Genomic DNA, 12,586 nt, shown 5'->3' on the forward strand with positions numbered 1-12,586 from the left:
CGAAGCGTCATCGGAATGACCTACATTTTATACTGTTGTCAAAATTATTTTAATGATTATATAATTAAAATTTATCTATGGACTTACTATCAAGAATTAAAAATAAAATTAAGAATAATATTTCCCGCAAACAAGAACCTACCTCAATTTCACTCAAAGATGCAAAAATCTGGTTTGAAAATAGGCGACATAGTTATGATTATATTGTTGAGAAGGTGTACAGATATGTAAACCCTAATGGAGTGTATTTTGATATTGGGGCCAATATCGGTTTTTTTTCCAAAATTTTGTTGGAAAAAATTTCTTTCACTGGCACTGCTCACCTTTTTGAACCAATTCCTCATCTTGCAAATTTGTGCGAACAGTTATTTTTTAATTCCACCTTAAACATCAATATCCACGCATTTGGACTTGGATCATCAAATACCCAATGCACAATTTTTACTGCAAGTGACGGAAATATCGGATGGAACACAATTGTTGAAGAAAAAACTTCCTCAAATATGAAATCAATCACAATTGACATCAAAACAATTGACTCTTTAAACTTGCCTAGTCCTCAGTTTATAAAAATTGATGTGGAGGGTTCTGAATACCAAGTACTGGCTGGAATGATAAAGAGTTTGAAACATGCACGCCATTTACCAATCATACTTTGCGAGATTGGATGGGGTGCAAAAGATCATCCTCATTGGGACATGGAGGTTTCGATATTCAATGAGTTGTTCAACCTGGGCTACAAACTACAAAGTTTAGAGGGTAAAAACCTTAATCTCAATTCTATAATAAAAACCACAGATACGCTCTTAATACCTGGTTAGTTGTCCGAATTTACCAGATTTAGGATTTCGCTTGAAACAAGGCTTTTATTAAAAATTATACATTCATCAACTATTGATGTTAAAAATCCATTCCAGAACGGATCAAATCCAATCTTTAGATTATTTGTGTTATTTAATACTGTTCCTGTTCCCGAAACAGTATTCTGCACATTTTCATTAAAGTATATATTTATGTTTATTCCATTATAGGTTCCAGTAGCTCTTAAATTTGATCCCAAAAATGGGGTTGCATCCGCTAAGGCTTCCTTCCAAGTAGTTGTTGTTCTGACCGCTATTCCTATGTTGTTTGCAGTTGTTTGTCGAAATGCATAAGGACCGTCAGAAGGATTATCTTTGGTTAAAAAAGCGGTATTTGAGGAAGCAGACGCAAAAGTTATCTTACAAGAAATACTCATTTCAGTACCTATATCTAATGATAAGTCATGCAAAACATCAATTTTATCATTAATACCGTCAAAATCTATTGCGCCGCCTAGCACACCTATACTAGGCGGCGGTAGCCACGTGGGTCCTCCACTCGGCACTCCATGGTTGTTATTTCCCGACGAATCGCAAACCGACTCCCCAACCCCACCACCAGCGCATACCGGACCAGTCGGATCTTCATCAAACCTCCACCAACCAACAACACTGCTATCAGTGATAAGCGTCCTAGTCGGGCTACTGGTAACACCCCCTTGTCCATCATCGGCCTCAATCTTCCACCGATAAGTCCTTCCTGGAAGTAATGTAATTCCAGTCATTACTTGTGTTTCCGGTCCGATAACGAATTGGGTTTGGGTTAAACCAGTAACTTGAGGGGTTGCTGGAACAACAGTTTCTCCAAAATAAAGGCGATAGGTGATCGTACCCCCATCCGTATCAGTGGAAGCATTCCAACTCAAATAAGCTCTAATTGGAGCGAAAGTAACTCCATTAATTGGCGTTAATAGTACCGGAGCCGTTGGTGGCACATTTGTAGTCCCACCATCCTCCGAAGACACAAATTCCACAAAAACCTGCTCCTCTCCTCCTGCCAGGCCATCCCAGCTAGCTATAAAATTGCGTTCATCACTGCTCACCTCAACGGCGCGATTGGAGACACTCATGCCAGCCGAAATGTTTTCTGGTCCATGAGCCACGCTCAAATCCTCACGCAAGGTAGCGACGAAAATATTTCCACCATTTTGGTAAGCGATTAATATTCTTTCCGGGGAAGAGTTCGGCGCCGGTCGTACACCACCGATGCCTAAATTGCTTGCCGCTCGAACATTAATCTTCGATCCACCGCTCAAATCGATCACGGATGGTGCCGAAGAGGAAATGGAGGAACTGCTAAAAGCCTTTCCTCGGATATTCGATCCGTCACTGGCGAAAACAACGTATTGATTTCCATAACTAACAACTTCGGGGTTATTTAGGCTGGAGCCACTGACTGAAGCCACCAGGTCCGGCATGATATTACCGTTAACCTGTCCGACATTGGAACCATCCAAAGTCACTCGTTTGGCGCCGATACTGGCATTTCCACCACTAGCTCGCGCCACCTCATAGGCAATGACAAAATCATTGGAGGTCTGATTTACGGCAATACGAGGATTGCTACCGTTGTCCACATTGGAGGTCGGCTCGCAACTATCTGCCATAGTGGAGTCATCTTTGAAGACCGCAAAAGCCGGAGGATTGGTCGTGGAAGTGGCCGAAAAATTCTGATCGATGTAGCGCCCGTAAACAGCCCATCCTCTACGCCGGTCGGCGTCCGCACAACCGATAAAATCCTTATTGGTCTGCCAAGTGACGACAAAACCCTGCCCTCCCACACGCGGCGCCACGTCAGGATTAATGGACTTGCTCCAAGCCTGAATCTGGCTGTCGTTACAGGCGTGGCGATCCCCGCACCTCGACTCCGCGTTGTTGGCCGCGATAAACACCTTGCTGATCAAAATCCCCTCTTCCCAGCCGGATAGCGGGTTTAAGGTATTTGCATCAATGACTTTCGCAAAAAGGTTGATGAATTGGTTGTCAGGAGCTGAAGAAGGGGCGCCGGCAGTGCCGTGGACTTCCCAAACGACGATATACTGCCCGTTGTTGAAGGCAACCGACGGGTTTTTATTCCCAGGGCAATCAGTCGGCGTCGTAATGTCCCCATTGTGGGAATCAAATTGACCGTAGAAACATCCCTGAGTCGGCCTCGGCACCGAAATCAAAGTCGGAGCACCGGCCCCAACCGAACCGTCCGGATTTCTAAATTGAGCTAGGATATTGGTATTTGCGCCATCCGACTCTTCCCAAACCATTAAATACCGGTTGTTGACCGGATCGTAAGCGGCATCCGGATCCCTTTTGCCCTGAGCAAGGGCCGCACCCATCGGAAGAATGGCCGAGAAAACGATAAAAGCGAAAAGGACCTTAAAGAGACCTTTCATTTCAAACTCCTAGATAGCCTGTATATTTACCCCAGGTATGTACAGGCCTCATGCGGGAAGGTTTGGTTTTGCGCTTTAATATCGTCTAATAACGAATAAAGTTGCTTCAATTTTTATTTGAAATTACGAAAGGTTAGCTCTTAGTAGCATATGTCGACATGGTTATAATGAGCCTACCTCACCTAATGAAAGGGACCTACCAAACATCATACAATCGTATAATTTTCCAGAAAAATAGTTATCATGGTATGGGCTGTAACCCAAATTAATCGATTGAGGATAATTCACAATATTTCCCGAAATCGATCTTGAATCAATTAATTGATTGTCAATGTAAAGGTAAAAAAAGCTCCCATCATAAACACCTGAAGCTCTGAAAGAAGAACCAATTAAACCTAAAATATTTGCCCTTAAACCCTTCCATGAACCTATGGTTCCTTCGAAAGTATATAAACCAATATCAAGATTATTTGATCCAACTTGTTCCATAAAAAAAGGTCCAGGCTGTGGTGAATCTTTTACTATAATACCAGTTGTCACAGAATTTGCCCTTGCCTCTAACCTACAAGAAAAAGTCGCCCCGTCAAAAATCTCCAGGGAAATACTATGAGGTATTACGATTTTGCTATTGCTTGAAAAATCAATCGCATCATCCAAAACAGATAAATTTTCGTTAATCCAAATTAAAGTCTGATTTGGATCCCCATGATTCCCCTTCCCCGAATAATCACACACCGTTCTACTTGACGTTTCCCCAGGGCAATCCAATTTATTAGGATCATCCTTAAACCTCCACCACCCCACCAACCCCAAATCCCCCGTCGTAAACTCCCTAAACATTTCCGCCAAAACATTCCCTCCAGGGCCATTCAAAACCTGCAAGGTCGCTATGTAATCACGGCGTGCCTCCAGCGCATTCAAGATCGCAGTTTCATCGCTTTGCAGTTCGTCGGCGAAAATCTCGGTGCCCTCCCGCAGGTCCTTAACCGTCAGCCGATAGTGTTGTGTGGGACTTTCCACCGGAAATTTAACCCTCGCCGGCGCCTCCGGCTCGTCATCGCCCACAATCGCCGCGTTGATCTCCGGAATGTCTTTAGGCAAAGTCACCCCGGCATTGACGGTCCCCGAGCTCGCCTCCGCACCGCAATTGACGCAAGACTCCCCGGAAGTCGCCAAGCGCGCCGCCGAAATCTCAAAAGACTCCGAGCTCGTCACCTTCACCGGATACTTTCCGGTGCAAACCGTAATCCCCTTCGCGACGGCATCCTCCTCGCAAATACGGCTGCCCTTGCCGTCCGTCGGTTCGCCCTCGATAAATAACTGCTGGGGATCGACATTGACGACCTTATAAAAGAGATTCGTGCTCCAGTTGCGAAAGACCTTCGTCGCCTCCGGCACAAATTGAATCTGGGGTCGATTTCGAACCGTAAACTCCACCTTACGCACCACCTCGCTGCCGTCGGAACGCACCGCCTTGAAGGTTAACGGCAGGACGGCTCCCTCGGCGAGATTGCCCACGGCAAGCTTCCCGACGGCTCCTCCCGCCGTGCTGGAAGTCAGGCTGAAATTGGGATTTCCCTCGATGACCACCAGATTGCTGTCCGGCAAATTTTTCACAATCACCGCGATTTGCTCGTTGCCGAACACCCATCTTCGGCCGACCGGCGACACCAGCTTGATCTGATTATCGTTGACCACGCTGAACACGCGGCTCCCCTGCCCCGTCTTGCCGTTGGAGTCCTGCACTTCCACCCGAAGGGTGACCAGGCCGTCCGGAAGCACGGTGGTGTTGACAGCCTCGCTCGTCATCTCGAAATCGCCCGACGGCGTCCGCTGTCCGGTCCATGCAACCGACGAAATCTCTTGGTTGGCGAACCTCACCGACCCGACATCGATCTCCGCCCGACTGCAGGCGATGCCCCGAAACACCGCATCCCCCTCGACTTCCCCCTTCTCTTCCGGCTCGGTAAAAACAAAATACGGCTGCGAGGCACTGCCCACCACCGTGAAGTTAAGCGTATGGTTGGCATTCTGCGCCGGCGTCACGCCGTCATCGGCCAGCCCCTGAAGCGTCCGCGGATTCTTGCTCACGCTCAGCAAATCGAGCCGAAGCGTCAGGGTGCGCGTCACCGAGCCGTCCACGTTGTTCACCAAGGTGTCGCTGATCACCGTCACCCCGCAAAGCGGGTCGACCAAGCGCAAATCCTCGACGTGCGCGTTGTCCCGCGCCGTCACGACGACCGTCGCGGTCGTCGCCGCGCCGTCCTGCTGACCCCGCACCTCGACGGTGGGCACAATCGGCACGCTGGTCGGGCTTTTCGGGTTCACCTTGTCGCGAAGCTCTTCCCAGTTGGTCCAGCCGTCGCCGTCCAGATCGAGATTGGGGATCTTCCCCTCCGACAGCGAAGCGGAAACCAGGGGATCCTGCGCGTCATAACCGTAGCGGATGTCGTTTTCGGAAAAAGTCACCTCTTCGCTGAACTCATCCACCAGCCAAGTAAAGTCCGCATAGGCGTAGGGAATGGCCTCGCTGGCGCTGAGGGCGTAGTTGAAAATAATAATGAAGCGGTAGGTATCTCCGATGGGAATTTTGAACTGCGGTGCGCTCACCGTCCCCTGCTCCATGTCGACGATCAAATCGACATGCGTCGCCAGCGCGCCGTCGCCGCCGTAAACATCCAGGGTCGCGGTGATACCGCCGGGAGTGAGGTATTTTCCCCAAGAACCGGGAACCGAGCCCAAGGTCGAATTTTCCAGGGAGCTACCCCCGCCGCAACGCACCAAGGCAAGACACAAAAAGAGAGGGACGATCGCTGAAAAGAAATGACGGGACCGGGACACGAAGACCTCCTGGATGTCGGAATCCCCTCACCCGGCGTGGCGGAAAAACGGCTCTCCTGGCCTAAATAATTCCCAGGCTCCGGTCAACAGGAATGTATGGACGCAAAGAGTTCAGTGAAAATTGTACCGATTTTGCCCCCTAGGACTGGACGTTGAATTCGGACGCCATCTCGTAGCGGTGTCTCCTCTTCCCCGCCCCCTGCCCATAGTAGCACCACTGCGGAAAATTGAAGTCCGAGGCGATCGCGTCCGGCAGCAGCAAGGTCGCCTGCAGGAAGGCCTCGAGATCCGGCACCTCCTCCACCGCCACTCGATACCCCCAGTCCCGAATCCGCTCCAGCAGGCCGCGCTGCCGGGCGAAAGGCCAGCCGACGCCGAATCGGTTGACTCCCCAACCGCTCAACCTGCGCAGGAATTTCTCCGCCTGCTCCGGCGAGGCCTGAAACATCGGCACGAGGAAGTCGACCGAGCACTGCAAGCCGGCCCGCGGAAAGGCCGCGGCCAACAAGCGAATCCCCCGCTCCTCCAGCCGGGGCGGCTCGGCCTTGAAGCAAAGGCGGTCCTCCGGGATTCCGGCGCGCTCCAGGGCGTCGATCACACTGTCGAGACATGCCGGATCATGCAAGTCAACCAGCAAGGACTTGCCCTGCCGATGAAAGGCGGAGAGATACTCCTCAAAACGCCCCGCGTCTTCTCCCCCTAGACCCGAGGATTCCGAAAAACCCTCGCAGCCCAAGACCAAACCCTGCGCAGAAGGGCCCCGCCGCACGTCCATCTCTCCCCAAGTGACGTTCGAGGCCAGAAACTGCCGCAGGTTGGCCCCGTCGTTCACGCCCTGCCAAATAAATTGCACGTGTCGGGGCAGCTGGCGCTCGGTGACCAGCGAGCTGAGCGCGTATTCCTTCCCGCTCACCGAACGCTCCGGAATGAACCGGGGATGCGATTCGAAGAGCGTGTCGGCGTGCAACAGCAAGATCTTGTGCTCGGGATCGGCCTCGGCCACCGCCTTCAAATTGGCCGGCTCGTTGTCGATGAAGGCCACCACGCGGAACCCTTCCGCCTCGAAACGACGCATGCCGGCGACCTTGGCCTGCACGATGTCGTGGTCCCAGCTCGAGGGGTTCATGAACAGCAGCTCGCTGGTAAATTCCACTCGATATTCTTCCGCGAGCGCATTGAGCGAGCGCAGCGTGTCCGTTCGCAAAAACTCCGGGCGGCCGGTGTTGAGGCCGACGTAAGTCTGCGGCTGGATTTGGAACCACCGAATAACCTCCAAGACCCCTTGGAAGGGCCGGTGCGACTCCATCACCGCGCTGGGGGCCCAGCGGTTCTTCTCGTACCAGGCCGCCAGGCGCTCGCGCTCCGCCGCGGGCAGGCCGCGGCGCTCCAAAAATTCTGCCAGCTGGTTCTCGTGGATGCTCAACTCCTCCACGTCGAGCTCCGCGAAGTGGGCCGTGGCGTGCTCCCGGTCGAAGGCCCGCAGCACGTAGAGCATCATGTAGCGCATGTCGAGGATCGTCCCGTCGATATCGAACAGGATCATCAGCTTGTCGTTGGGGTATAGCCGGCGCGCCTCTTCGTAGCGCCGGGCCAGGATGGTCATCCAGTTTTTCATGTTCTCTCCTTTTGGTTCGGAGAGATTCTCGGGAGCCGAGGAAAAGCGGGGATCTCTATCCTGTGAATTTTAGGTGAATTTAGCCGCTAATAATCGAGGAAATGCCGCACCGAAGTGACCGTCACGCCCTTCTTGAACATCAAGATCCCGCGGATCAGCAGCGCCGTCTGGTTGTGCAGGATCTGCTGCCACCACTTGGCGGCGACGAATTCGGGCAGGATGACCGTGATCAGCTGGTCCTTTTCCTCCTTCTGCAGTTCGTCGATATAGTCGAGCAGGGGCCGGATAATCGAACGGTAGGGCGACTGCAGGATGACCAGCGGGATGTCGATGCACCAGTTCTTCCAGATGTCTTTGATCTTCTCGGAGCGCTCCGGATCGAGGGCGATGTAGACCGCCCGCACGTCGTTGGAGATGGACAGCGCGTAGCTGATCGCCTTCGCCGTCCCCTTGTGAAAGGTCGAAATCGGGATCAGCACCCGGTGCAGCTTGGGCGGCAGTAGGTCTCCCAGATTGGGGTGCAGCTGGTCCACGATGTCCCGGTAGTGGTTGTGCACCGAGAGAAACCACAGGATGATCGCGGGCACGAAGATGATGACCATCCAGGCGCCGTGGGTGAACTTGGTCGAGGCGATCACCAAGAGCGTCACGAAGGTCGCGGTCGCCCCGATGCCGTTGATGATTACCTTGCGGAACCATCCCTTGCCCTTCAGCTTGATCCAAAGGCGCACCATCCCGGATTGAGAAAGCGTGAAGGAAGTGAAGACGCCGACCGCGTAAAGCGGGATCAAGCTGTGGACGTTGGCGTTGAACAAAACGATCAACAGCACCGAAGCCACGCCCAGCAGGATGATTCCGTTGGAGAAGGCCAGGCGGTCGCCCAGCGAGGAGAGCTGCCGAGGCATGTAGCCGTCCCGCGCCAGCAGCGAGGCCAGCCGCGGAAAATCCGCGAAGGCGGTGTTGGCGGCCAAGACCAAGATCATCGCGGTCGCACCCTGGATCACGTAGTAAAAGAATCCCTGGCCAAAGACCGCCCGCGCGATCTGGCTGACCACCGTCTCCTCGTGCTTCGGCAAAACATGATAAAAACGCGCCAACTCGGTGACGCCCAAGAACAGGGCAAGCAAGATGACGGCCATCCACACGAGGGTGGTATTGGCGTTGCGCGACTCCGGGGACTTGAAGGCCGGAACCCCGTTGGAGATCGCCTCGACACCGGTCAAGGCCGCGCAACCCGAAGAGAAGGCCCTCAGGATCAGAAAATAGGTCAACGCATGGCTCACCGGCGGATAATGGCTGGGCTCGTGCACCTCGATCGGCGCCCCCAGAAAATACCGGTACAAGCCGACCACGATCAGCGTGAGGAAGCTGAAGACGAAGAGATAGGTCGGGATCGAAAAGATAAAGCCCGACTCCTTGATCCCGCGAAGATTGGCCACCGTGATCAAAAAGACAAAAAAGATGCAGATTGGGATTTTGTAGGGCAAGAGGGAGGGAAAGGCCGAGGTGATGGCCGCCGTCCCGGAGGCGATGCTGACCGAGACCGTCAAGATGTAGTCGGTCAAGAGCGAGGCCCCGGCGATCAGGCCGGGATAGGTCCCCAGGTTTTCCTTGGCGACGATATAGGCCCCGCCCCCCGAGGGGTAGGCCTGGATGGTTTCCCGGTAGGAACTGACTAAGATTATCAGTAAGATGCCGATGGCGATGGCGATAGGCAGCGACAGCTGGACTGCGACCATCCCGGCGGTGACCAGGACAAGCAGGATTTCTTCGGTGGCGTAGGCCACGGAGGACAGGGCGTCGGAGGAGAACACCGCCAAGGCGACTTTTTTGCTGAGCTTTTGCTCGTGGATCTCGGCGCTGCGCAAGGGCGGCCCAAGGACGAACTTCTTGAAGGTTTTAAACATAAGCGCGTGACGGGACTCCCGTAAGGGTGCTTCTTTCTTAGCAAATTTCGAAAAAAAGGCTATGGAAACTTTTTCGATCCTGGGCCGGGGGATTCGCGGCCGTTGCCCCCAGTGCGGGGAAGGCAGGCTCTTCGAGGGTTGGGTGACCCTCCTCCCCCAATGCCGGGTCTGCGGCCTCAAGCTGGCCTCGCGCGAGGGGGATACCTGGGCCTTTATGTACATCAGCACCGCCTTCATCACGGGCCTCTTCGTCCTGGCGATGCTCTGGGTCTTGCCGGACAATTTGGCGGCAGGCCGCCTGCTGGTGGCCTTGGCCGCCTTGGTTTTTTTCTTGCTAAGTTGGCCGCCTCGAAAGGGCTTCGCGGTGGCCTTCGATTACTGGGTGGAATGGAGATGGAACAACGACGGGAGCCTGCAATTCCGAAAAAAAAGGGGCCGCTGTTAACGGCCCCCTTGGAGCGGGAAACGGGGTTCGAACCCGCGACCCTCAGCTTGGGAAGGTGATCCGGACCTTCTCAGCAAAACCCAATGAATCCGAAATCTTGCGGTTATGATATTGAAATATAAGGTGTTTTTCGCTTTTTTACATGGCGGCTTAAACCATGTTATGCCGCCTTAAGCAAGGAAAAAACAGATAGTGCGGTTGCAGCAGGGTTGCAGAAAATGAATAGCAATTCAACGGGAGCCGTGGCATAAAAAAGCCCCGCCTTTCGGCGGGGCCCTTCTTCCAGGTCCATCCGGCCTCCTTTGCCGGAAACTCAATAGGCGGCCTCATGCAGGCGAACACATTCCGCCAGCGCCAGCACCTCGTGGGGGCTCGGCGGCGCAAACATCAGCCCCGCCTCGATCTTCTGCAGCAAGGCCTCAACCTTGGGGGCGCAGAGCGGCTTGACTCTCGCCATCGGGCGGCAGTTGATTTTCGCCGCGCAAGCGCAGAGTGTCCCAATCATCAGGAGTATCAGCACGCAGTTTTTCATACTTCTCCCTGACCTTCCGCTGGGCGTCCATGGTCTTCTGCACGTCCTCCAGGGCCTGCTGGGAGGCCTCAGCCTCGATCTCCTTGATCGTCTTCTGTCGGAGGTCGCGCCGGCCGAGGAAGAGCAGGATCCCCACCACGGCGAGGAAGGCCGTCGCCAGGATTGCGCCGAGCTCGAGGGTCATTTCGTTCCCGCAGACTTGGCGGCGACGATGGCCTTATCGATCCCGCTGCGGACGAAGATCAAACCAAGGCCAGCGGATACCCCTTCGAGCACCGCACGGAAATCAACGGCCTTGCCCTGCAAATATTGGATCCCAGCACCGATCAGCGCACCGACGATGATGAGAATTCCGAGGATATTGGTTTTGGACATATTACCTCCTAGTTTTTCTTGCGGCCACCGGTCCAAAAGGCCCGGTAACCGCGGGTGTCATAATGCACGAAAGTTGGGTAGACACCGATCCCGCCTGGCGTGATCTTACCCTTGCCCATTAGGTCGCGGACGATGGCTGCGATCGTTGCTGGCCGCTTCCCCCGGCACTTGAAGTCCGCAGCCCGGCCCTCGAGGTGCTGGGAGTGCCTGGCGCCACCGATCTTGCGGTTGTAGGCGGGCGTCCGGTAACCCGAGGTCACGATCATCGGCTCGCCCAAGGCCTCACGGATGATCTCTAGGTTTTCGCAGAGCAACTCCAGGCGCGGCTTGATCCATTTCTCGGGGTATGGCGTGCCGTCCGAGCAGTCGAACTCGTGAAGGGAAAAATGATCGGTAATTTTTGGCATAGCGTACCCCTGCACTGTGCGAAAAATAAATTGTCCCAGCCAGTTGAGCGGGCCCATTTATTTTGCGGCGGTGCGCCCCTCCTTCTCGAAGACGTAGTTGTATAGCGCGTCCACTCTCGTCTCGATCTTGGTGGTCACGCCGAATAGATGCTCTACCTTCTGGTACATGACGCCGAATGAGATCGCGGCGCCGATCAGCGTAATGACGAGACCAAGGGAGAGCCTCGTTTGATGGTCTAGTTGCTTCATGGCACCTCCTAATAAGCCGGCACCTCGGCCCACCGAACACCGATGGCGATTTCCCATGTCCCCGTCGCTGGCACCGTGCCGCGGACGACGAAGCCTTCGTTCGCGGCGAGGATAAGGGGATGCTCTCCCGACCCGACATCGGGGGCCCATAACCGGACTGGACCCGTTGTGCCGCCGAGGAAGACGGTGTTGGTCGCGGCCGAGATCGTGGCCTTGGTGTAGGCCAGGCTGTTGCCGTCTAAGGTCTTCGTTCCGGCGCCCAAGGCGGCGGTGGTGGCAACCCGAATCTCGCCGACCGCCGTGGCGGCCATCGCTGTCCTGAGCTTGTTGGTGTTCCCGGTCAGGGTCATCGCGCCACCGCCGGTCCCGGCCGCACTCCAGCCGCGGGCCGCGGTGAGGTGGAAGGTCCCGACGCCGGCCGTGAAGCCCGTGCCCAAGGAGTTCATGGCGTCGATCCGTACCTCCTGGATCAGCGCTAGAAGCGTGGTGGAGGTCCATCGGAACTGGAATATTTCGCTGTTGCCCGCCATGCCGGCCGCCATTGTCCCGGTCACAGCGGCCACTGAGAAGTGTCCGGCGTCCGCGTAGTCCGCGGGCTTGGGCGTAAATTTCAGGGCCTGAAATCTCGGCCCGTCAAATGGTAAATTCATTGTGTTCCTCCTTGGTTGAAGACTTGGAATAAGGCCATGTCCCGAAAGACCCCTTTGACCTGGTCGGGGGAGAGTTTGTTTTTGCGGAAGGTCTCGGCCATGAAGGCGGGCCGTTGCACCAGTGGGTGCTGGTTGACCTCGTAGAGAAAGATCGAGGCGCGCGCCGCGCCGCGGAGCTTCGTTAGGTACTCGGTCAAGAGCTTCACCTTGCCTTCATCCGGCATCTGCTGGAAGCCAGGTGAGGCCGCGAGCGCCGCGAAGGTCTTCTGGGTGCGCTCCCCGAGCCACTTCTGCATGACGTTGCGCTGCTTGGCGTTC

At 54.5% G+C, this 12,586-nt stretch carries 11 protein-coding genes; 2 read left to right on the plus strand and 9 right to left on the minus strand.

Annotation, left to right across the window (positions count from 1 at the left end; all coding sequences use genetic code 11):
• Positions 1-77 precede the first annotated feature (77 nt).
• Positions 78-821: an FkbM family methyltransferase gene (locus tag FBR05_00145; protein MDL1870599.1), complete on the plus strand. Its 744-nt coding sequence runs from the start codon at positions 78-80 to the stop codon at positions 819-821.
• On the opposite strand, the gene FBR05_00150 is transcribed toward FBR05_00145, so the two are convergent.
• The 4 genes from FBR05_00150 to FBR05_00165 form a co-directional block, all read right to left on the minus strand.
• Positions 818-3,247, minus strand: a complete 2,430-nt coding sequence (locus FBR05_00150; protein ID MDL1870600.1) for a LamG domain-containing protein — start codon at positions 3,245-3,247, stop codon at positions 818-820. The genes FBR05_00145 and FBR05_00150 overlap by 4 nt on opposite strands.
• A 162-nt stretch (positions 3,248-3,409) precedes the next feature.
• Entirely contained in the window at positions 3,410-6,088 is a 2,679-nt protein-coding gene (locus tag FBR05_00155; protein MDL1870601.1) for a LamG domain-containing protein, read from the minus strand.
• A 139-nt stretch (positions 6,089-6,227) separates the two neighbouring features.
• Complete coding sequence (locus FBR05_00160) at positions 6,228-7,703, minus strand: HAD family hydrolase (GenBank protein MDL1870602.1); 1,476 nt, start codon at positions 7,701-7,703, stop codon at positions 6,228-6,230.
• 86 nt (positions 7,704-7,789) lie between these two features.
• The gene (locus FBR05_00165) at positions 7,790-9,610 is read right to left on the minus strand and encodes an APC family permease (protein MDL1870603.1); all 1,821 of its coding nucleotides are present in this window, start codon (positions 9,608-9,610) and stop codon (positions 7,790-7,792) included.
• Between the two features lie 61 nt (positions 9,611-9,671).
• Here FBR05_00165 and FBR05_00170 point away from each other — a divergent pair, with 61 nt between their 5' ends.
• On the plus strand, positions 9,672-10,055 hold the full coding sequence (locus FBR05_00170; protein MDL1870604.1) for a DUF983 domain-containing protein: 384 nt from the start codon (positions 9,672-9,674) through the stop codon (positions 10,053-10,055).
• A gap of 419 nt (positions 10,056-10,474) precedes the next feature.
• Here the strand turns inward: FBR05_00170 and FBR05_00175 are convergent, their stop codons facing one another.
• Genes FBR05_00175 through FBR05_00195 form a run of 5 tightly spaced genes read right to left on the minus strand, consistent with a single transcriptional unit; the run spans position 10,475 to position 12,268 of the window.
• Positions 10,475-10,771 (minus strand): hypothetical protein, encoded by a 297-nt coding sequence (locus FBR05_00175; GenBank protein MDL1870605.1) that lies wholly within the window; start codon positions 10,769-10,771, stop codon positions 10,475-10,477.
• Positions 10,768-10,962 (minus strand): hypothetical protein, encoded by a 195-nt coding sequence (locus FBR05_00180; protein ID MDL1870606.1) that lies wholly within the window; start codon positions 10,960-10,962, stop codon positions 10,768-10,770. The genes FBR05_00175 and FBR05_00180 overlap by 4 nt, the downstream gene beginning before the upstream one ends.
• Before the next feature lie 8 nt (positions 10,963-10,970).
• Positions 10,971-11,426, minus strand: coding sequence for a DUF882 domain-containing protein (locus FBR05_00185; GenBank protein ID MDL1870607.1), 456 nt, complete (start codon positions 11,424-11,426; stop codon positions 10,971-10,973).
• Entirely contained in the window at positions 11,427-11,618 is a 192-nt protein-coding gene (locus tag FBR05_00190; protein ID MDL1870608.1) for a hypothetical protein, read from the minus strand.
• 8 nt (positions 11,619-11,626) lie between these two features.
• Positions 11,627-12,268, minus strand: coding sequence for a hypothetical protein (locus FBR05_00195; protein MDL1870609.1), 642 nt, complete (start codon positions 12,266-12,268; stop codon positions 11,627-11,629).
• Positions 12,269-12,586: the final 318 nt, after the last annotated feature.

The organism is Deltaproteobacteria bacterium PRO3, assembly GCA_030263375.1.
In the GTDB taxonomy this organism is placed as follows: Bacteria; UBA10199; UBA10199; order DSSB01; family DSSB01; genus DSSB01.